This window comes from Pantoea sp. EABMAA-21, from assembly GCF_030053335.1.
Lineage (GTDB): Bacteria > Pseudomonadota > Gammaproteobacteria > Enterobacterales > Enterobacteriaceae > Pantoea > Pantoea communis.
In genome coordinates this window covers 45,498-65,721 of the sequence record NZ_JASGBX010000011.1, presented here as the reverse complement: position 1 = coordinate 65,721, position 20,224 = coordinate 45,498, and the positions used below count along the sequence as shown (strand labels likewise).

Sequence of the window (20,224 nt, the reverse complement as noted above, 5' to 3'; positions counted from 1 at the left end):
AATCAATAGTAAGAGTGCTCGCCGCGCTGGTGTTCAGTGAGGTCACGCACACCTTTCAGCTCAGGGAACGCTGCCAGCAACTCTTTCTCGATGCCATCTTTCAGCGTGACGTCGATCATTGAACAGCCGTTACAGCCGCCGCCAAACTGCAGAATCGCGTAACCGTCATCGGTGATTTCCATCAGGGATACACGACCACCGTGACCCGCCAGCTGTGGGTTGATCTGCGCTTGCAGCAGATACTCCACGCGCTCAACCATTGGCGCATCATCAGACACTTTACGCATCTTGGCGTTTGGCGCTTTCAGCGTCAGCTGGGAACCGAGGTTATCGGTGACAAAATCGATCTCAGCATCTTCCAGATAAGGCGCGCTCAACTCATCAACATAGGCTGACAGCTTTTCGAACTTCATTTCAGTATCAGTGGCTTCTACTGCATCGGGTGGGCAGTAAGAAACACCGCATTCCGCGGTTGGCGTACCCGGATTAATGACGAATACGCGAATTTGTGTGCCATCTTCTTGTTTTGACAGCAATTTTGAGAAGTGCTCTTGCGCAGCATCAGTAATAACGATCATGGCGATTGCTCAATAGTTGACTAAATTACTTGGTTATAATACGCCCAACGCCGCCGCTCTACAAGGTACGGCACAGGCAGCCAATATGCACGCTGGCCGCGCCTTGCGCCAGCAAAATGCGGCTGATTTCTGCCACCGTGCTTCCGGTGGTAACCACATCGTCGATGAGCAGGATATGGCGTCCGCGCACTGGCATTTCAAGGGAAAAGGCCCCGCGCAGATTCTTTTTCCGCGCCGAAGCGCGCAACGCATGCTGGACCAAGCCCCGCCGTCTGCGGCGCACCCCCGCACGATATTCACAACCTAGCCAGTGTGCCAGCGGTTTTGCCAGCAGCTCAGCCTGATTATAGCCACGCTGCCAGGCACGACGCCGATGTAACGGCACACTCAACACCAAATCAATGCGCGGCGTAAGGTTATCGCGGCGACTATTTAACAATTTTAACAAAAGGAGTCGTGCCAGCATCACTCTGAGTGCGGTTGCCCGAGAAAATTTCAGCTGGATGACCCAATCGCTCAGCGGCGGCAGGTAATCACTCACGCAAGTCAGGCTGTGCCACGGCGGTGGACAACGCAGACAGCGGCCGCACAATCGGGTGCCGCTGGCCGGCAGTGCACAGCAGGGGCAGATCGCGGGCAGCGCCGGGATTTGTTGCGCACAGCGGCTGCATAGCCCGTGTCTGGCAATCTGTAATGGCAGGCGGCATAGCCAACACAGGGCAGGGATTGATAGCATAGCGGCCTCTTTTCACTTTTCGGGAGTGTAACCGATGAGTTCGCTTTACTGGCACACCACAGGCACAGGCGATCGCGATCTTGTGCTGCTGCACGGCTGGGGATTGAATGCCGAAGTGTGGCAGAACATTGTTCCACGACTCAGCCCGCATTTTCGTCTGCACCTGGTGGATCTGCCCGGCTTTGGCCGCAGCCAGGGATTTGGTGCACTGACCTTAGCCGACATGGCTCAACAGCTGCTTCCGCAACTTCCTGAGCGTGCAGTGTTGCTCGGTTGGTCGCTGGGGGGACTGGTTGCCAGCCAGATTGCACTGATGCAGCCTGAACGTGTCACCGCGCTGATTAGCGTGGCGTCGTCGCCCTGTTTTACCGCGCACGAGGATTGGCCGGGCATCAAGCCTGAGACGCTGGAAAGCTTCCAGCAGCAGCTGAGCAATGATTTCCAGCGCACCGTAGAACGTTTCCTGGCCTTGCAAACCATGGGTACGGAAAATGCGCGCCAGGATGCACGTCAGCTCAAAGACGTGGTGCTATCGCAGCCAATGCCTTCGGTCGCAGTGCTGGAAGGTGGACTGGAGATATTGCGCGAAGTGGATCTGCGCGCGCAGCTGCCGCAGTTGGCAATGCCCTTGATGCGTTTGTATGGATCGCTGGATGGATTAGTACCACGTCGAATTGCAAAGCAGTTGGATGAAGCGTTACCGCGTTCACCTTCAATTGTGATGGAAAAATCGGCGCATGCGCCATTTGTCTCGCATCCTGACACATTTTGCCAGCATATTATCGAGTTCATCCAAGCGGTTACCCGTTAAATCTGTTGCGGCAGTGGAAATTCTTTCACCAGCGGTAATACTTTTGACGTGAGCTGAGCTGCTTCGCGGTGTGTTCTTTTGCTATCTCGCCTGTTGTGCTTCGCGGCCGCTGACATCCCAATAATGCAAAAAATGGATGAGGGTAATGCTATGAAGATGATGAAATGGGCTGTGGCTTCTCTGGTGATGAGTGCGGTGTCGTTTTCAGCGTTCGCCGCAAAGGAAGTGACTAAAGAAGAAGTGCAGAAAATGAATCTGGAGAAAATCGGTACGGTGACCACTACGGCGGAGACCACCTCACCGATGGATGCGAAGCGCGAACTCTCCAAAGCGGCCGATGAGAAAGGCGGCAAATACTTTCTGGTGATTGCGGGCCGCGAACATGGCAAGTTCAGCGCCACGGCGGATGTTTACAAATAATCAGCCACGCAACCACATAAATTGCCACGCAGCCAGCGTCATTGGCTGGCTGCCATCGATTTTCTCGCCACTGATCACATCCTGATAATGTCGCGCCTGCGGCAGATGCGTGGTCACTTCCCGGCTGCTGAGATTAAACACGCACAATAAGCCCTCTTCACTGCCTGACGGATGTCGCCGCAACATCAGCAGGGTATTTTCACTCTCCAGCAGCGTCATCGCATTATCCGGATGGAACGCGCTCTGGCGGGTGCGCAGCTGGATCAATGCGCTGAGTCGTTCATACACCTGCTGACGCAATGGGTCAGCGCCGCTGATCCACTGTTCCATTTCACGCAAACTGTATTTCTGGCGATTGATGGCGCGGTTGTGTCCTGCCGCGCGCACGCCTTCATTGTCGTTGCGCGATCCCAGAATGCTTTGGATATAGATCGCCGGCACGCCCGGAAAGGCGAGCAGAATGGCGTGTGCCAGCAGGAATCGGCGCAGACGCGTGTCATCGTCATCATTCTGCTGGTTGAGAGCATCGAAATAGGTGACGTTAATTTCGTAAGGGCTGGTGGTGCCATCGGGATTGTTTTTATAAGACACCAGCGCCCCTTCCAGCGCCAAATCTCGCACCAGTGCTACGATCTCCACTTCAGACAAAATACCGCGCGCAGGATTGAGGCCAATGCCATCGTGCGAGGCAAGGAAGTTGAAGAACGTGGTGGTGCCGTTACCGGTGCCCAGCGTGCTGGCCCATTGACGCAGCGCGCGTGCGGATCCTGAATGAATGGCATGGAGCACCAGCGGCGGCAGTGAAAACTGATACACCATCTGCGCTTCATCGTGCCCGTTACCAAAATAGCTGATGTTGTCTTTATGCGGCACATTAGTTTCGGTGACGATCACTGTGCCCGGTGCCACTTCGTTGGAAATGGCGCGAAACAGCTTCACCAGCTGGTGGGTTTTCGGCAGGTGAATGCAATTTGTACCCGGCGTCTTCCACATATACCCCACCGCATCGAGACGAACATAATCGGCGCCCTTGTTCAGGTAATCCAGCAATACGCCCACCATGCGAATCAGCACGTCAGGATTGGCAAAGTTAAGGTCGATTTGGTCGGCGCTAAAGGTGGTCCAGATAAAGCGCGTTTCACCATCAGCCATCTCAAACGGCGTCAGTAATGGCGAGGTACGAGGGCGCGTCACGGCGCTGAGATCGGTGGCCGGTGGCATGCTGATAAAGAAGTCATCCCAGCCAGGATCCTGCGCCAAAAAGTGGCGGAACCATTGGCTGTGCGCCGACATATGATTACAGACAAAATCGAACATCAACCGGGTTTCACTGTGCAGCGCCGCAATATGCTGCCACTCGCCACAGAGAGGATTCACCTGGTGATAATCAATCACGGAGAAGCCATCGTCGGAAGAATAGGGAAAGAACGGCAGCAAATGCACCAGGTTGAAAGTGGATTGCAGATGCTGCTGATAGAAGTGCGAGAAGCTGGCGAGCGTGGGCTGATCGGGTTCACGGAACTGATCGGCGTAGCTGATCAGCACCACATCCTTCTCGTCCCAGTGGGCTTTGCGCGGCAGTTTAGCGGTATCGTGCGCTGCACGAATGTGGGAAAGCAGACGCTCACGTGCGGCGACGGGGAAGCGGCCTTCGTAAATCTCATCAAGTAGGGCGTTGATTATGTCCATCAGATCGTTGGGCCACGCGGAAGGTCATTTTTTCACACGGATTTTTTCAGCGTAGACGGATGAGGGGATTTATCAAATGTGTACGCGCGGAGCGAAGCTGTCTCCGCGCGTTATTCAGGGCTGGGCGTTAGCGTTTTTTGCCAAATGCTGCTGCCAGCGCATCACCCATCGCGCTATTGCCAGCTGGCGAATTAGCCGGCTTGCCGCGTGCTTTGTTATTGGCCGCGGGACGTGCATTCCCTTTGCCGCTGCTGCGATTATTGCCGCCGCGCGCATTGCTCTCGCCGGGCTGTTCGTCAAGACGCATGGTGAGGGCGATGCGCTTACGCTGCATATCCACTTCCATCACCTTCACTTTGACGATATCGCCCGCTTTCACCACCTGATGGGGATCTTCGACGAACTTGTCTGACAGTGAAGAGATGTGCACCAGACCATCCTGATGCACGCCGATATCCACGAAAGCACCAAAGTTGGTGACGTTGGTGACCGCGCCTTCCAGAATCATGCCCGGCAGTAGATCGTTCAGCGTTTCCACGCCTTCGGCAAACTGCGCGGTTTTGAACTCCGGACGCGGATCGCGCCCCGGTTTTTCCAGCTCTTTCATGATGTCGGTGACGGTTGGCAGACCAAAACGCTCGTCGGTGAAGTCGCGCGCGTTGAGATCACGCAACCCACCCGGATTGCCCATCAGCTCGCTCAGCGCCTGTTCAGTCGCGGCCAGAATACGTTCGACCAGCGGGTAAGCTTCCGGGTGCACGGTGGAGGCATCCAGCGGGTTATCGCCGTGATTGATGCGCAGGAAGCCGGCGCACTGCTCGTAAGCTTTTGGCCCAAGACGGCTGACTTTCAGCAACTGCTGGCGATTCTGGAAGCGGCCGTTCTCATCACGCCAGGTGACAATGTTCTGCGCCATCATGCGGGTTAAGCCTGCCACGCGCGTCAGCAAGGCGACTGAAGCGGTATTCAGATCCACGCCGACGGCGTTTACGCAGTCTTCCACCACCGCATCCAGCTTCTTCGCCAGCTGGCTTTGGCTCACATCATGCTGATACTGGCCGACACCGATGGATTTCGGATCGATTTTCACCAGCTCGGCCAGCGGATCCTGCAAGCGACGCGCTATGGAGACGGCGCCGCGAATGGAAACATCCAGATCCGGGAATTCCAGCGCGGCCAGTTCCGATGCGGAGTAGACCGATGCACCAGCCTCACTGACAATCACTTTCTGCGCGTTGATCTGCAAGAACTGCTTCTGCACGTCGAGGAAGAAACGCTCGGTTTCACGTGAAGCGGTACCGTTACCAATCGCCACCAACTCCACCTGGTGTTGGATGCACAGTGCTGCCACAACCGATGCGGCTTTCGCCACCTGCCCGGTGTGCGGATAGATGGTGTCATGTGCCACCAGTTTGCCGGTGGCATCCACCACGGCGACTTTCACGCCGGTACGCAGGCCCGGATCGAGGCCCATGGTGGCGCGCATGCCTGCCGGAGCCGCCATCAACAAATCGTGCAGGTTGCGGGCGAATACGTTAATCGCTTCATCTTCTGCGCGTTCGCGAATGGTGCCCATCAGTTCGGTTTCGAGATGCAGCAGCACTTTGATGCGCCAGGTCCAGCTCACCACCGCTTTACGCCAGCTGTCTGCCGGAGCATTGTTCAGACGCAGTTGCAGGTGATCGGCGATCAGCGTTTCACCGTGGCTTTCGCGCGGCGCTTCTTCGAATTGTGGATCGGCGTTCAGAGAGAGTTGCAGCACGCCTTCATTGCGACCACGGAACATCGCTAGCGCACGGTGAGAAGGAACGGTACTGAGAGGTTCGTGGTGATCGAAGTAGTCGCGGAATTTCGCGCCTTCTTCCTCTTTACCTTCCACCACACGCGCTACCAGATGCGCGTTTTTCCACAGATAATCACGCACTTTTGCCAGCAGCGTGGCGTCTTCGGCAAAACGTTCCATCAGGATATAACGTGCGCCATCCAGCGCTGCGCGCACATCGGCGACGCCTTTATCCGCATTCACATAGCTTGCAGCCAATGACTCGGGTTCCTGAGAAGGATCGCTCCATAGCGTTTCAGCCAGTGGCTCCAGGCCCGCTTCGATGGCGATCTGCCCACGCGTGCGACGTTTCTGCTTATAAGGCAGATACAGATCTTCCAATTCAGTTTTGTTCAGCGTGCCATTGATGGCCGTGGCGAGTTCTGGGGTGAGTTTGCCCTGCTCGTCGATGGATTTCAGAATTGACTGGCGGCGATCTTCCAGCTCACGCAGATAGCCAAGGCGGCTCTCCAGCTGACGCAACTGGGTATCATCCAGCCCACCGGTCACTTCCTTACGATAACGTGCGATAAACGGCACGGTGTTCCCTTCATCCAGCAAGCTTACAGCGGCGTCAACCTGGTCGGCGCGAGCCTTCAGCTCACTTGCGATAATCTGGCTCAGTGAATCTTTCATCATCATTAACAATGCTTACACAGGGTTGGAAAACAGGGGACAGTTATACGGATTGGGGCGGCAAATTGCCAGCCGGGGACAGGTGAATCCGTCTTTTTCTGAATGCAGCGCGCACATCGCTGTGCACACCTTGCTGAGAGCAAAGTAGTCGCTTATTGTTGGCCTCTTTGCAGTAACGATACCTTGTTATCACGAGTAGACGTCATGAAAACCCAACTGATTACCCGCGAAGGCTATAACAAATTACGTGCCGAACACGACTATTTGTGGAACGAGAAGCGTCCGGAAATCACCAAAATTGTCTCCTGGGCGGCCAGCCTTGGTGATCGTTCAGAAAACGCCGATTACACCTACAACAAGCGCCTGTTGCGGCAGATAGACCGCCGTGTGCGCTATCTGCGCAAATGCCTCGCCGATCTGAAAATTGTCGATTATGCGCCGCAACAGGAAGGAAAGGTGTTCTTTGGTGCCTGGGTTGAGGTGGAAAATGAACAGGGTGATGCAAAGAGATTCCGCATTGTGGGGCCGGATGAAATCTATGGCGATGCGGTTAAGGATTACATCTCCATTGATTCACCGATGGCCCGTGCGCTGATCAAAAAAGAGGTGGATGACGAAGTCGTGGTGAATACGCCGGAAGGACAGAAAGTCTGGTTTGTTAACTGCATCGAGTATGTGAAGAACCCAGAGTAAAAAAGAGGCGGAGAATAATGGCTTGGGTAAAAAAGCCTTGGGTGCAACTTATTCTCCGGTGGCGAAATGGGCTGGCGTAAAAGGGGAAGCGCCGCAGCATTGCCGCGCCTGAAAGATTTGGATTATTTGCCTGGCGTTGTCGCGGTGGTGGTCGATGTGCTGCTGGTGCCTTTGTCACCGCCGCCCATGGTAGCCAGTGCCACCCCTAACAGTGCACCCACGGCACCCACACCCATCGCGTCTGAATTGCCTTTGGCGGTAGTGGAGGCCTCGGCTCCCGCCGCTTCACCCGCGCTGGTGGCCGCATGAGCCTGAGAAAGGCTGACCAGCACCAGTACACTCAGCAAGACCGCAGTTTTTTTCATTTTTTTCTCTCCAAAGATGCGCAATATCAGCAGGAACCCTTGCAGTTTCTGAGATCGTTGTGCAGGAAGAAAGTGCTGATTACTGTCTGATTAATCAGACTTTATTTAACACTGGCATTATCTGGCGCGAGATGCGTATTGTTCCGAGAGCAGATGAGCACTGAAAACGAAAAGAGCCAGATATTATGCTGCGAATGATCGCCCATCGAATGATTCTGGCCTGTCGACTTAAGCCAAATGGCCCCAAATGCTGTGATAACGAGCGGTCTTCGGCCCTGTGATCCATTTTCGAAAAGAAAACCGCGTAAATTTTCGGATTAGCGCTAAGCGGCTGGAAAGCCCCGATAAAAAGCGGGAGACAACGCGCATTTCAGGGCTTAAATTAAATATAAGCTGCTGTTTAATATGCTTTGTAACAATTTCGGTTAGAATATAAACCATTAATAACTGTCACATGCAGGCATCTTTTTTACACAATATTGACTCAGGCAATGGCGCCTTTGGGAGTTGAACAATGCAAGAGAACTACAAAATTCTGGTCGTCGATGATGATATGCGTTTGCGCGCACTGCTCGAACGCTATCTCACCGAGCAGGGCTTTCAGGTGCGCAGTGTCGCCAACGCCGAGCAGATGGATCGTCTGCTAACTCGTGAATCATTCCATTTAATGGTGCTGGATCTGATGTTGCCAGGCGAAGATGGCTTGTCCATTTGCCGCCGTTTGCGCAGCCAGAGCAACCCGATGCCGATCATTATGGTGACGGCAAAAGGCGAAGAAGTGGATCGTATCGTTGGGCTGGAAATCGGCGCTGATGATTACATTCCGAAGCCGTTTAACCCACGTGAACTGCTGGCCCGTATTCGTGCCGTGCTGCGCCGTCAGGCCAATGAATTGCCAGGTGCGCCTTCACAGGAAGAAGCGGTTATCGCCTTCGGTAAGTTCAAATTGAACCTCGGCACGCGTGAAATGTTCCGTGAAGATGAGCCAATGCCGCTGACCAGCGGTGAGTTTGCAGTGCTGAAAGCACTGGTGAGCCATCCGCGCGAACCGTTATCACGCGATAAGCTGATGAACCTGGCGCGTGGTCGTGAATACAGTGCAATGGAACGTTCTATCGACGTGCAGATTTCCCGTCTGCGCCGCATGGTAGAAGAAGATCCGGCGCATCCACGCTACATCCAGACCGTTTGGGGTCTTGGCTACGTCTTCGTTCCGGACGGCAGTAAAGCATGAGGCGATTGCGCTTCTCTCCTCGCAGTTCGTTTGCCCGCACCCTGTTATTGATCGTTACCTTGCTGTTCGTCAGCCTGGTAACGACCTATCTGGTGGTGTTGAATTTCGCCATTCTTCCAAGTTTGCAGCAGTTCAATAAAGTCCTCGCTTACGAAGTGCGTATGTTGATGACCGATCGACTGCAGTTGGAAGATGGCACGCAACTGGAAGTGCCACCTGCCTTCCGGCGTGAAATTTATCGTGAACTGGGTATTTCGTTGTACACCAACGCAGCGGCAGAAGAGAGTGGCCTGCGCTGGGCACAGCATTACGAATTCCTTAGCGAGCAGATGGCGCAACAGCTGGGTGGCCCGACCGATGTCCGTGTCGAGGTTAACAAGAATTCCCCCGTGGTCTGGCTGAAAACCTGGTTGTCGCCAGACATCTGGGTGCGTGTGCCGTTGACTGAAATCCATCAGGGCGATTTCTCGCCACTGTTCCGCTACACCCTGGCGATTATGTTGCTGGCGATCGGCGGTGCCTGGCTGTTTATCCGCATTCAGAACCGACCCCTGGTCGACCTGGAGCATGCAGCGCTTCAGGTCGGTAAAGGCATCATTCCTCCTCCGCTGCGTGAGTATGGCGCATCGGAAGTGCGTTCCGTAACGCGAGCCTTTAACCAGATGGCGGCGGGCGTCAAACAGCTTGCCGATGACCGTACGCTGCTGATGGCGGGTGTCAGTCATGATTTGCGCACCCCTTTAACACGCATTCGTCTCGCCACCGAGATGATGAGTGAACAGGATGGCTATCTGGCCGAGTCGATCAATAAAGATATCGAAGAGTGCAACGCCATCATCGAGCAGTTCATCGACTATCTGCGCACCGGGCAGGAGATGCAGACCGAGCGCGCCGATCTCAACAGTGTGTTGGGTGAAGTGGTGGCGGCGGAAAGCGGCTATGAGCGTGAGATTGAGAATGCGGTGATGCCGGAAGAGTTGATGCTGGATATCAATCCGCTGTCGATTAAGCGTGCCGTGGCGAATCTGGTGGTGAATGCCGCGCGTTATGGCAACGGCTGGATCAAAGTCAGCAGCGGCCAGGAACTGAATCGCGCCTGGTTCCAGGTGGAAGATGATGGTCCGGGTATTAAGCCCGATCAGCTTCAGCATCTGTTCCAGCCTTTTGTACGTGGCGATAGCGCACGCAGCACCAGTGGCACCGGCTTAGGGTTGGCGATTGTGCAGCGTATTATCGACGCGCATGAAGGCTCGCTGGAGATAGGTGAGAGCGAGCATGGCGGATTGCGCATTCGCGCGTGGTTGCCGATACCGGAGAATAACGGTACGGCGTTAGTCAGCACGCATCACAGTTAACGCTTCGCTCAGATAAATGTGGAGCGATGACTGTTTCGCCTGCAGGCATCCGCGACTGGCTGCGTAGCCCTCAGCACCACAGTTGAAAAATCACGCCGCTTAAGACTGAGTATCAATGAGCCGCCATTTGGCGGCTCATTCACTTCACAACTGCGGGCCAGCCTGAACCAGCGCTTTGCCGGCATCGTTATCGGTATACTTCTCAAAGTTGGTGACAAAACGCTGCGCCAGACCCTGCGCGGCCTCATGCCACGCGGCTTCATCCGGCCAGCTGCGACGTGGATCCAGAATCGCATCATCGACTTTTTCCAGGGTCGCAGGCATCTGCAGGTTAAATACCGGTAGCGTTTCCATCGCTACGTCGTCCAGCTCACCCGCCAGAATCGCATTGATGATGGCGCGGGTATCTTTCAGTGAAATACGTTTACCGCTGCCATTCCAACCGGTATTCACCAGATACGCTTTTGCACCCGCCGCTTCCATACGCTTCACCAGCGCATCGGAATATTGCGTTGGATGCAATGTCAGAAAGGCCGCGCCAAAACAAGCTGAAAAAGTCGGCGTTGGCTGGGTGACACCACGCTCGGTGCCGGCCAGTTTGGCGGTAAAGCCCGACAGGAAGTGGTACTGGGTCTGTTCTGGCGTTAAGCGCGAAACCGGCGGCAGTACACCAAAGGCATCAGCGGTCAGGAAAATCACGCGCTGCGCATGGCCCGCTTTGGATACCGGCTGCACGATGTTTTCAATGTGCTCAATCGGATAGGAAACGCGCGTGTTCTCCGTTTTGCTGGCATCGGCAAAATCAACGCTGCCATCCGCTCGCACCACCACGTTCTCCAGCAGGGCATCGCGGCGGATGGCGCGATAGATTTCCGGCTCGGCTTTCTCTGACAGATTGATGGTTTTGGCATAGCAGCCACCTTCGAAGTTAAACACGCCATCATCATCCCAACCGTGTTCATCATCGCCAATCAGCTGGCGATCGGGATCGGTGGACAGCGTGGTTTTGCCGGTGCCAGACAGGCCGAAAAATACCGCAACGTCACCCGCTTTACCCACGTTCGCCGAGCAGTGCATTGACGCGATGCCTTTCAGCGGCAGCAGGTAGTTCATGATGGCGAACAGGCCTTTCTTCATCTCGCCGCCGTACCAGGTGCCGCCAATCAGCTGCATGCGTTCGGTGAGGTTAAAGGCGACAAAGTTCTCAGAGTGTAAACCCTGAGCCTGCCAGTCCGGGTTGGTGCATTGCGCGGCGTTCATCACCACAAAATCCGGCTTAAAGGAGGCCAGCTCGGCTTCATCAGGGCGGATAAACATGTTTTTGACGAAATGCGCCTGCCAGGCGACTTCCATCACAAAACGCACACTCAGGCGGGTGCCGGGATTCGCACCGCAGAAAGCGTCGATGACAAACAGACGTTTGCCAGAGAGTTGTGCGGTGCAGCGATCTTTCAGCGCCTGCCAGGTTTCCTGCGACAGCGGCTGGTTGTCATTTTTACCGTTGCCGACATCATTCCACCACAAGGTGTCACGCGTGGTGTCATCGCGCACGATGTACTTATCTTTTGGCGAACGTCCGGTAAAGATACCGGTATCCACGGCAATGGCGCCGCTCTGCGTCAGGGTGCCTCGCGCATAACCTTCAAGTTCCGGGCGGGTTTCTTCCTGAAACAGCGTATCAAAGTCAGGGTTGTACACCACTTCTGTGGTGCCGCTAATGCCCAAAGCGGCAAGGTCTTGCGATGTCAGGCCGTGAACGCGCATGTGGCTGCTCCTTAGATCGATGCTTCATAGCATTTTTATGAGGGGGTCTGCGTCCTGTCGTGCATGGCCGGACAGGGCAGATCGCGCGCAGTGTACACGTCTGAGCAGGGCGTAAAAGTGAAGAGAGGTAAAAATGCGAGCTGGAACGTGACAAGCAGTGAATTCTGCCAGTTAAGAAACTAAAGTCAGTGTAAGTTAGTTAAATTACGCGGAAGTTGATGGGTTAATTCCTGACAGAAATGCGGGCGGCGATGCCGCCCGTAGGGGAATTAGTGCAATTGATCGCTGTTATTTGTAGGTGAATTACGAATCGCAGCAATGTCTACGGCATCGTAAACATAATGCGAACCGCAATAGTCGCAGTGCATATCGATCTTGCCATCCTCTGCAAGGATTTCGTCCACTTCTTCAACCGGCAGTGTGTTCAGTACTTCGCCACAGCGCTCGCGTGAACAGGTGCATTTGAAACTGACCGGGGTCGGATCAAACACCGTGGCCTCTTCCTGATGATACAGGCGCCACAGCACATCCGTCGCGGGCAGCTCAATCAGCTCTTCGCTCTTCACGGTTTCGGTCAGAGTGGCCAGATGATTAAAATCATCCTGGCTCGGCTCTTGTGCAGGCAGTACCTGCAACAGAATACCGGCGGCGCCTTTATCGCTGGTACGAATAAACAGGCGAGTTGGCAACTGCTCAGAACGCATGAAGTAATCTTCCAGGCAGCCAGCCAGCGTATCGGCTTCCAGACCGACGACACCCTGATAACGCTCGCCTTTTTCCGGAGAAATGGTGATGACCAGATAGCCGTTGCCCACCATCTCTTTTAGGCTGCTACCCGGTGTTATATCGGCATCTTCCTTCACGCGTGCAACGCCACGCAATTCCTGCTTGTTGTTGCCATTGATCACCGCCAATGTCAGTGGACCATCGCCCTGTAACTGAACGGTGATGTCGCCATCAAATTTCAGCGTTGCGGTCAACAAGCTGGTCGCGACCAGCAATTCACCCAGCAGGTTTTTCACCGGTTCGGCGTAGTCGTGGTTTTTGACAATCTCACGCCAGGTTTCGGATACGTTGACCAGCTCGCCGCGAACGGCGACATTTTCGAACAGGTAACGGTGCAGTTGATCTTGAACAGACATAGTGTTTCTCTCGTTGGGGCGACGGTTATTCATCGCCCGACAATTTAAATTTCATCAGATCGCGGCGCTCTTTTTTATCCGGGCGGCGATCGGGGTGCGGCATGGTCAGAGCATTCATTTTGCGTGCCAGCGCCGTTTTTTCACGCTTCTCAATGCTGGCGGCGGTCTCCGCATACATCTCTTGCGCCTCAGTAGCAGGGCGACGTTGATCGCCAATCGCGGTGATCACTACCGTTCGCTCATCGTTGCCCTGACGCAGCGTTAACTCGGCATGCAATTCCACGGTTTTACTCGGCTTGCTACGCTGGCCGTTGTAATGCACTTTACCGCCTTCGATCATTTCGCGAGCCAGCGCGCGCGTTTTATAAAAACGTGCAGCCCACAGCCATTTATCGAGGCGGACACCTTCGCTGGTTTTTTCTTTCATTGCGGCTCCTGCTTTAACGCAGCGTTTCACACAACTGGCGATAGTCTCGCACTGCAGCATGACGCTGGAAAGATTGATCGGGCCGACCGGAATCCGGATTGCTGACGCCTAAACACCAGCGAATGCCCCAGCGTGCCGCCGCATCGAGGATCGCTTCGCTGTCATCAATAAACAGCGTGCGCTCGCTATCGAATGCAGTTTGCTGCTGAACGGCCTGCCAGAGACGTGGATCCTCTTTCGGATACCCAAAGGTATGGGTAGAAAGTAATAAATCAAGGTGGGGAGCCAAACCGGTTTGCTCCAGCTTTACCTCGAGGTTGTACGGATGCGCATTGGTCAGCAAAATGGTGCGTTTACCCGCAGCACGTAGTGCCTGGAGTAGCGGCAACGTATCCTCGCGCATGGCGGCACGGTGACGTTTTTCCCATGTCATGGCGCGGATATCTAAGGCCAGTTCTTGCGACCAGTAATCAAGACAATACCAGTTTAGCGTATGCACTACGGCTTGATACTTTTGCTGAATCAGCTGATGTGCCTCGGCCAGCGTGATATCACGCTCGCGGCTCAGGGTTTCAGGAACGTGTTCCAACCAGAAATGGCGGTCGAAGGCGAGATCGAGCAGCGTGCCATCCATATCCAGCAGCACGGTATCAATCCCGGACCAGTTTAGCGTCATCGTCATACTCTCTCGCCCTAAAAAATAGGGCGACAGGGTAGCACAGAAGGGAAGGGCTCAGAACAGTGAGCGCACGCTCTGCATAGTGCTCAGATTGTGATTGAAGCACTTGTCGTAATACTGCTGAATTTCCACCATGCGCAGGCGATTACGATGCACACGTCGCAGGGCCAGTAGCCCATTGGTGACGCCGCAGAGGATCAGCACCAGCATCAATAATGCGGTACCGAGGTATCGCCATTGCGCCATCGCATCCGGTTCATTGTGCAACGCAATGTGGCGTGTGCCGTTAGCGTCAGTGGTGATGCTGGTAATGATGCCGTTGGCAGCAAACGGCGTGTGCAACAGCATGCCGGACATGCGTTGTAATTCGCGCCATTGCGATGGTGCATCAAGATCAAACAGCGACACGGAAGGCTGTGGCTGATTCACCATCTGACGACCCTCATCACTCACTATCAGGAAGCCGCCCGGTGGTGGGCTATTCAGATTTTCTGCTGCACGACGGGTTTCACGCGAGAAGAATGTCGAGGTCGCGGTATTCACCAGGTTCTCCAGCGCTTCCGCACTGACCGGGCGTAACAGCACGTTCATGCCGTTAAGCTTGCCGGAATCTGCGCGGTGGATCAGTGAATCCCAATCCTTAGCATTGCCCAGATTCACCAGGGCATTTTTCAGCCGGACGCAATCTTGCTGCTGGCTGCACAGATCCTGTGTTTTCAGCACTAAATCAGAGAAATCATCCAGCAGAATCATGCCCGATTTCTGTATCGCGGAGGCGAGCTGTGGATTGAGTTTCGGATCGGTGTTGGTTTCCGGATGCAGCTGACGTGTGGTGGTATCAAGCAGAGCGGCAGCTTTATCGATGATATCCGACTGCGGCTGCGGCAGAGGTGCTGCGTTATTCCAGTAAATGGCTGAGCAATCGAACGGCATATACGCATAGCTGCGATTGCTTTGATAGTTGCCCGGTACGGAACACATGCCGGTTCCGCTCACCTTCAGGTTGTCACCGATGTGCAGCGGCAGGGCGTTGAGTTTATCCACGCTATTCACTTCAATGCTTTCGGTGCCTTTTACCCATGCGAGGCTGAGCTTGATTGGCATACTGAGCGGAATCCAGGTAAACAGCATCACCAGCACCACCAGCGAACCACATGCCAGCACCAGATTTTTGCGCCAGCGCTGAACTGGGAAGTTGCGAACTTCATCGTGCAGGGAGAGGAAACGCCCCTGTCGCACCACTTGCCGATTCAGATAGATGTCGACATCCGTCACCTGGCCCAAATCGTGCGCCACATAGGGTTGCCAGTGGGCGGGATAAATTAAATCGATAATGCCCAGCGAGATATTGCTCTGCTCCTGATTGGATTCACCAAACAGGCCCCAGCGTTTCGGTGCTCCGCGCAAGCAGTGCACATCGCGCAGCCCTTTTTCACCCGGGAAGCGGTAAAGGAACCACAAGCTAACCGCAATCATTGCGCAGGCTGACAGGGCAATCCACAGCATCAGGCTTCCGGGCAGCACCAGGCTGAGTAAGAACAGCAGGAAGGCAAAGCAGATAACAATGGCCTCGCGCGTGCCATCCGGCCGCGATAGACGGTATTCTTCCGGCGACTCTTTACGCACTTGCAGCAACTCGACATTTTCGCTCTCCTCTTTACGAATAGAGGCGTTGGTCGACATTGAGCGCACCAGCGGCGGCAAGGCGGGTTGTTCTACGGCATAGTTTACTAACGAGTGACCGTTGAGTGAGATCACCAGCGGCAGCGTTTGAGTGCGGATCAGCTCAACATAATTCTCTTCCGCAATGTACTGCTCCCACAGCGGTGGCAGATGCACTTCCACTTCATCGAGGTAGTAGCGCCATTGATGCGCATCATCCGTTGAGAGACCATAGCGAGTGATGGAACGTGTGACAGGATAAACATTGCTGCTCTGCGCCGTGAGCGTCAGGGATTCGGTTTCACGCGACTTCTTTGAGGAGCGGGCAGTACTCTGTTTTTGCTGTTTCGCCAGGGACGCAATGTACGCTTCAATAGCATGACGTTCTTCATCAGTGAGTTTGCGGCAGGGGGGGCTTATAAACGGCAGCGGTTTCGCCAACGGCGGACGATGCCGCATAGCGTACCAATAACCTATTCCTGCTATCAGAGAGCAGGCCAGCATGACAGCCAGAATGGTGATAAAAGTGCTCATGCTTTGCTCAATCCAGCCAAAAAACTGCCTTCACGTTTACGATGTGCTCCCGATGGAACCATTATTACCAGTCAATTTTGGCGAGCAGAAGTCATTCTTACAAGAAAAAACTCAGATAAAATAACGCGCAAAATCATTGAATTATAATTTATTAGATTATTCCTTAATGGGATGTTAACCACAGGACACTCAATTAAATATCGGTATTTTCTGAATTTAACAAGGCCCCATTGACTTATTGTGAAAATTTAAGTGTATAGATAACAATAAGTTGTTAGCAGGCGTAAGCAAATGTGTGTCACGATGCTTTCCCTGCGCTGCGTGTCGCACATTGCTGCGGGCTTCGGTATGCTGGCGTCATCGCGATTCACAAGGCTGTGCTAAGTTTGAGGCTGATATGAAAACTCCAATGAAAAAACCTGACATCCTCAACGTGGAAGCGGTGGCCCGCTCCCGCTTGTTTACTATTGAAGCGGTTGATCTCGCTTTCAGTAACGGTGCACGCCGTGTCTATGAGCGTATGAAACCTTCCAACCGGGAAGCGGTGATGATTGTGCCGATTCTGGGTGATGATGTGATCCTGATTCAGGAATATGCCGTGGGGCTGGAAAGCTATGAGTTGGGTTTTCCTAAGGGGTTAATTGACCCAGGCGAAAGCGTGTTTGAAGCCGCAGACCGTGAGTTAAAAGAAGAAGCCGGCTTTGGTGCCCGAAAACTCGAAGCGCTGGGTAAACTCACTATGGCTCCGTCTTACTTCTCCAGCAAAATGAACATTGTGGTGGCTGAGGGGTTGTATGAAGAGAAGCTGGAAGGGGATGAACCTGAACCGCTGATTGTGCACCGCTGGCCGCTCAATAACCTACTGGCGTTGCTGGACGAGCCAGATTTCGGCGAAGCCAGAAATGTCAGTGCACTGTTCCTGGTGCGTGAGTGGCTGGTGAAGCAGGGACGATTGACCTACTGAATACGACAAGTGCGCAATAAAAAAGCCGGCGAATACGCCGGCTTTTTTGATCAGAACAGTTCGTGGCTTTGGCCGTTGTCCATGAGTGTGGTGCCCACATCATGCACTGAATACTCCGTTGGCTGAGTGCCATTGATGAAGTACTCCTGACGGGTATTGCCGCCACCGTTGGCCAGCTTGCCCGTACCGCGATCGATCGTCACAGTGACAACGCCATCTGGCGGTGTCAGCGGCTGTACCGGCACGCCATCCAGCGCAGATTTCATGTACTCATCCCAGGCAGGCTGAGCACTCTTCGCGCCGCCTTCATAGCCAGAAATCTGGTCAGGAATCGCGCCTGACATGGTCGAGCGGCCCAGCGCGCGTGAATCATCAAAACCAATCCACACTGAGGTCACGACACCAGGGCCGTAACCCGAGAACCACGCATCCTTTGAACTGTTGGTGGTACCGGTTTTTCCGCCAATATCGTTACGCTTCAGGTCACGACCCGCACGCCAGCCTGTCCCCATCCAGCCTGGCTCACCGAACACGTTGGAGTTCAGTGCGCTTTTGATCAGGAACGACAGCGGTGTATTAATCACATGCGGTGCGTATTGCTGGTCACCTGCGGGTTGCGGCTGAGCAGGCACTTGCTCCAGCTCCGGCTGTGGCACCGCCTGATTCTGCGATTGATCGGAGGTCGCGACGTTTTCCACGCTCTCTTCGCTCAACGCCAGCGATTTTTTGGTATCACCGTAGATCACCGGCAGATTGCACTGTGGGCAGGCAATCTTCGGTTTCTCTTCGAACATTACGCCGCCTTGTTCATTCTCAATTTTGGTAATGAAGTAAGGATCGACAAGGAAGCCGCCGTTAGCCATCACGGCATAACCGCGCACCACCTGCATTGGGGTAAACGAAGCCGCACCCAGTGCCAGCGATTCGGTATGGATGATGTTCTGTGCTGGGAAGCCGAAGCGCTGCAGATACTCTGCGGCGTAATCCACACCCATCGCACGCATCGCACGTACCATCACCACGTTTTTCGACTCACCCAGGCCCTGACGCAAGCGGATAGGCCCCGCATAGGTCGGCGGTGAGTTTTTGGGGCGCCAGTCGGCTCCGGCACCCGCATCCCAACGTGAAATAGGCACATCATTCAGAATGGAAGCCAGCGTCAGTCCACGGTCCATCGCGGCGGTATACAAGAACGGTTTGATGTTTGAACCAACCTGACGCAGTGCCTGTGTCGCACGGTTGAACATACTCTGGTTGAAGTCGAAACCACCGACCAGCGCGCGTACCGCACCGTCTTCTGGATTGAGCGAGACGAGGGCCGAGTTGACCAGCGGCACCTGACCTAACCACCAATCGTTATCGACTTTACGCACCCAAATCTGCTGGCCTGCCTGCAGTACCTGCGTCACGCTGCGGGGCGTCGGGCCTTGTAGCGTGTCGGATTTGTAAGGACGCGCCCAGCGAACGCCCGCCATACTCAGAGAGACGCTGCTGCCGTCTTTCATCATCGCGGTGGCTTCATCGGCCGTGGCAGTGGTCACCACGGCGGCATTCAGTGGACCGTAGGTCGGCAGATCTTTCAGCGCGTTTTGAATGCGGCTCTTATCCCAGCTTGCTTCGCCCACTTTCCACAGCACGTTGGTCGGGCCGCGATAACCATGACGCATGTCATACGCCATCACGTTATTGCGAACAGCTTGTTGTGCGGCCTCCTGCAGATGACGCGTGACGGTGGTATACACTTTGTAGCCATCATCGTAAGCGGCATCACCATAGCGTTTCACCATCTCCTGACGCACCATTTCGCTCAGATAAGGTGCGGAGAAGGCAATTTCGGGACCATGATAGGTTGCGACCAGCGGCGTGTTGCGCGCGGCATCATATTGCTGCTGCGTGATGTAATTCTGGTCAAGCATACGCGCCAGTACCACATTACGACGCGCCAGCGCGCGCGCATGAGAGTAAAGCGGGTTAAAGGTTGACGGTGCTTTCGGCAGACCGGCAATCATCGCCATCTCACTCAACGAAAGCTGATCAACCGGCTTACCGAAATAGACCTGTGCAGCCGCTCCGACACCATAGGCGCGGTAACCCAGATAAATTTTGTTGAGGTAGAGCTCGAGGATTTCATCCTTGCTCAGCAGTTGTTCAATGCGAATCGCCAGGAACGCTTCCTTGATCTTACGCATCAGCGTGCGTTCAGGGCTAAGGAAGAAGTTACGCGCCAGCTGTTGCGTAATGGTACTGGCACCCTGCGAAGCATGGCCGGACACCAGCGCGACGCTGGCAGCACGGAAAATGCCCACCGGGTCGACACCATGGTGCTCATAGAAACGGCTGTCTTCGGTTGCAATGAACGCTTTGATCAGCTCAGGCGGCATCTGTTGCAAGGTGAGCGGCACGCGGCGCTTCTCACCGTACTGGGCGATCAGTTCGCCATCCGCGCTGTAAACCTGCATTGGGGTTTGCAAACGCACGTCTTTCAGCGTGTTCACATCAGGCAGCTGCGGCTCTATGTATTTGTACAAACCATAAACCGTGCCTGCTCCCAGCAGAATGCAACACACTGTAAGAATCAATAAATACTTTACGAACTTCACCTGAGAATTCCCATCTGTTGTCGTTTGGGCAGTTTATAAACAATCGCGCGGTAGTATAAAGGCAAGCCTGACGCTTTGATATACCCGTCATACTTCGAGCGGCAGCTATGTCG

At 54.5% G+C, this 20,224-nt stretch carries 17 protein-coding genes; 6 read left to right on the top strand and 11 right to left on the bottom strand.

What is annotated here, in order from left to right; translation table 11 throughout:
* Positions 1 to 2: 2 nt before the first annotated feature.
* Both nfuA and gntX read right to left on the bottom strand, forming a co-directional pair.
* Positions 3 to 578, bottom strand: a complete 576-nt coding sequence (gene nfuA / locus QMZ65_RS16560) for a Fe-S biogenesis protein NfuA (protein ID WP_034819678.1) — start codon at positions 576 to 578, stop codon at positions 3 to 5.
* A 58-nt stretch (positions 579 to 636) separates the two neighbouring features.
* The gene (gene gntX, locus QMZ65_RS16555; RefSeq protein ID WP_097119383.1) at positions 637 to 1,314 is read right to left on the bottom strand and encodes a DNA utilization protein GntX; all 678 of its coding nucleotides are present in this window, start codon (positions 1,312 to 1,314) and stop codon (positions 637 to 639) included.
* Between the two features lie 34 nt (positions 1,315 to 1,348).
* Here gntX and bioH point away from each other — a divergent pair, with 34 nt between their 5' ends.
* Both bioH and QMZ65_RS16545 read left to right on the top strand, forming a co-directional pair.
* A complete protein-coding gene (bioH, locus tag QMZ65_RS16550) occupies positions 1,349 to 2,125 on the top strand; it encodes a pimeloyl-ACP methyl ester esterase BioH (RefSeq protein WP_283216372.1) in 777 nt (258 codons plus the stop codon).
* A gap of 150 nt (positions 2,126 to 2,275) precedes the next feature.
* The gene (locus QMZ65_RS16545; protein WP_034820058.1) at positions 2,276 to 2,545 is read left to right on the top strand and encodes a YdgH/BhsA/McbA family protein; all 270 of its coding nucleotides are present in this window, start codon (positions 2,276 to 2,278) and stop codon (positions 2,543 to 2,545) included.
* Here QMZ65_RS16545 and QMZ65_RS16540 read toward each other — a convergent pair whose 3' ends face one another.
* Positions 2,546 to 4,234, bottom strand: coding sequence for an alpha-amylase family glycosyl hydrolase (locus QMZ65_RS16540; protein WP_283216371.1), 1,689 nt, complete (start codon positions 4,232 to 4,234; stop codon positions 2,546 to 2,548).
* Between the two features lie 127 nt (positions 4,235 to 4,361).
* A complete protein-coding gene (locus tag QMZ65_RS16535) occupies positions 4,362 to 6,692 on the bottom strand; it encodes a Tex family protein (RefSeq protein WP_283216413.1) in 2,331 nt (776 codons plus the stop codon).
* 204 nt (positions 6,693 to 6,896) lie between these two features.
* On the opposite strand from QMZ65_RS16535, the gene greB reads away from it, so the two are divergent.
* On the top strand, positions 6,897 to 7,385 hold the full coding sequence (gene greB, locus QMZ65_RS16530; RefSeq protein ID WP_160833810.1) for a transcription elongation factor GreB: 489 nt from the start codon (positions 6,897 to 6,899) through the stop codon (positions 7,383 to 7,385).
* Between the two features lie 122 nt (positions 7,386 to 7,507).
* On the opposite strand, the gene yjbE is transcribed toward greB, so the two are convergent.
* Positions 7,508 to 7,750, bottom strand: a complete 243-nt coding sequence (gene yjbE / locus QMZ65_RS16525; RefSeq protein WP_097119379.1) for an exopolysaccharide production protein YjbE — start codon at positions 7,748 to 7,750, stop codon at positions 7,508 to 7,510.
* Positions 7,751 to 8,264: 514 nt separating this feature from the next.
* On the opposite strand from yjbE, the gene ompR reads away from it, so the two are divergent.
* The gene (gene ompR, locus QMZ65_RS16520) at positions 8,265 to 8,984 is read left to right on the top strand and encodes an osmolarity response regulator transcription factor OmpR (protein WP_001157751.1); all 720 of its coding nucleotides are present in this window, start codon (positions 8,265 to 8,267) and stop codon (positions 8,982 to 8,984) included.
* On the top strand, positions 8,981 to 10,339 hold the full coding sequence (gene envZ / locus QMZ65_RS16515) for a two-component system sensor histidine kinase EnvZ (protein WP_058960579.1): 1,359 nt from the start codon (positions 8,981 to 8,983) through the stop codon (positions 10,337 to 10,339). Before ompR ends, envZ begins: the two co-directional genes overlap by 4 nt.
* Positions 10,340 to 10,483: 144 nt before the next feature.
* On the opposite strand, the gene pckA is transcribed toward envZ, so the two are convergent.
* From pckA to QMZ65_RS16490, 5 genes are all read right to left on the bottom strand, one after another.
* On the bottom strand, positions 10,484 to 12,103 hold the full coding sequence (gene pckA, locus QMZ65_RS16510; RefSeq protein WP_283216369.1) for a phosphoenolpyruvate carboxykinase (ATP): 1,620 nt from the start codon (positions 12,101 to 12,103) through the stop codon (positions 10,484 to 10,486).
* 269 nt (positions 12,104 to 12,372) lie between these two features.
* Positions 12,373 to 13,245: an Hsp33 family molecular chaperone HslO gene (hslO, locus tag QMZ65_RS16505; RefSeq protein ID WP_283216368.1), complete on the bottom strand. Its 873-nt coding sequence runs from the start codon at positions 13,243 to 13,245 to the stop codon at positions 12,373 to 12,375.
* Between the two features lie 25 nt (positions 13,246 to 13,270).
* On the bottom strand, positions 13,271 to 13,672 hold the full coding sequence (hslR, locus tag QMZ65_RS16500) for a ribosome-associated heat shock protein Hsp15 (RefSeq protein WP_160833813.1): 402 nt from the start codon (positions 13,670 to 13,672) through the stop codon (positions 13,271 to 13,273).
* A gap of 13 nt (positions 13,673 to 13,685) precedes the next feature.
* Positions 13,686 to 14,354: a GMP/IMP nucleotidase gene (gene yrfG / locus QMZ65_RS16495; protein WP_038644273.1), complete on the bottom strand. Its 669-nt coding sequence runs from the start codon at positions 14,352 to 14,354 to the stop codon at positions 13,686 to 13,688.
* Between the two features lie 51 nt (positions 14,355 to 14,405).
* Positions 14,406 to 16,547: an intracellular growth attenuator family protein gene (locus QMZ65_RS16490; protein WP_283216367.1), complete on the bottom strand. Its 2,142-nt coding sequence runs from the start codon at positions 16,545 to 16,547 to the stop codon at positions 14,406 to 14,408.
* Between the two features lie 397 nt (positions 16,548 to 16,944).
* Here QMZ65_RS16490 and nudE point away from each other — a divergent pair, with 397 nt between their 5' ends.
* A complete protein-coding gene (gene nudE, locus QMZ65_RS16485) occupies positions 16,945 to 17,511 on the top strand; it encodes an ADP compounds hydrolase NudE (RefSeq protein WP_211729238.1) in 567 nt (188 codons plus the stop codon).
* A 50-nt stretch (positions 17,512 to 17,561) separates the two neighbouring features.
* Here the strand turns inward: nudE and mrcA are convergent, their stop codons facing one another.
* The gene (gene mrcA, locus QMZ65_RS16480) at positions 17,562 to 20,111 is read right to left on the bottom strand and encodes a peptidoglycan glycosyltransferase/peptidoglycan DD-transpeptidase MrcA (RefSeq protein WP_283216366.1); all 2,550 of its coding nucleotides are present in this window, start codon (positions 20,109 to 20,111) and stop codon (positions 17,562 to 17,564) included.
* Between the last annotated feature and the right edge of the window lie 113 nt (positions 20,112 to 20,224).

Bases quoted from the DNA above. Each gene is read 5' to 3' on its own strand.
- nfuA (WP_034819678.1), bottom strand. From the start codon at position 578: ATGATCGTTATTACTGATGCTGCGCAAGAGCACTTCTCAAAATTGCTG.
- envZ (WP_058960579.1), top strand. From the start codon at position 8,981: ATGAGGCGATTGCGCTTCTCTCCTCGCAGTTCGTTTGCCCGCACCCTG.
- QMZ65_RS16490 (WP_283216367.1), bottom strand. From the start codon at position 16,547: ATGAGCACTTTTATCACCATTCTGGCTGTCATGCTGGCCTGCTCTCTG.
- yrfG (WP_038644273.1), bottom strand. From the start codon at position 14,354: ATGACGATGACGCTAAACTGGTCCGGGATTGATACCGTGCTGCTGGAT.
- hslO (WP_283216368.1), bottom strand. From the start codon at position 13,245: ATGTCTGTTCAAGATCAACTGCACCGTTACCTGTTCGAAAATGTCGCC.
- bioH (WP_283216372.1), top strand. From the start codon at position 1,349: ATGAGTTCGCTTTACTGGCACACCACAGGCACAGGCGATCGCGATCTT.
- hslR (WP_160833813.1), bottom strand. From the start codon at position 13,672: ATGAAAGAAAAAACCAGCGAAGGTGTCCGCCTCGATAAATGGCTGTGG.
- QMZ65_RS16540 (WP_283216371.1), bottom strand. From the start codon at position 4,234: ATGGACATAATCAACGCCCTACTTGATGAGATTTACGAAGGCCGCTTC.
- greB (WP_160833810.1), top strand. From the start codon at position 6,897: ATGAAAACCCAACTGATTACCCGCGAAGGCTATAACAAATTACGTGCC.
- yjbE (WP_097119379.1), bottom strand. From the start codon at position 7,750: ATGAAAAAAACTGCGGTCTTGCTGAGTGTACTGGTGCTGGTCAGCCTT.
- nudE (WP_211729238.1), top strand. From the start codon at position 16,945: ATGAAAACTCCAATGAAAAAACCTGACATCCTCAACGTGGAAGCGGTG.
- QMZ65_RS16535 (WP_283216413.1), bottom strand. From the start codon at position 6,692: ATGAAAGATTCACTGAGCCAGATTATCGCAAGTGAGCTGAAGGCTCGC.
- ompR (WP_001157751.1), top strand. From the start codon at position 8,265: ATGCAAGAGAACTACAAAATTCTGGTCGTCGATGATGATATGCGTTTG.
- gntX (WP_097119383.1), bottom strand. From the start codon at position 1,314: ATGCTATCAATCCCTGCCCTGTGTTGGCTATGCCGCCTGCCATTACAG.
- pckA (WP_283216369.1), bottom strand. From the start codon at position 12,103: ATGCGCGTTCACGGCCTGACATCGCAAGACCTTGCCGCTTTGGGCATT.
- QMZ65_RS16545 (WP_034820058.1), top strand. From the start codon at position 2,276: ATGAAGATGATGAAATGGGCTGTGGCTTCTCTGGTGATGAGTGCGGTG.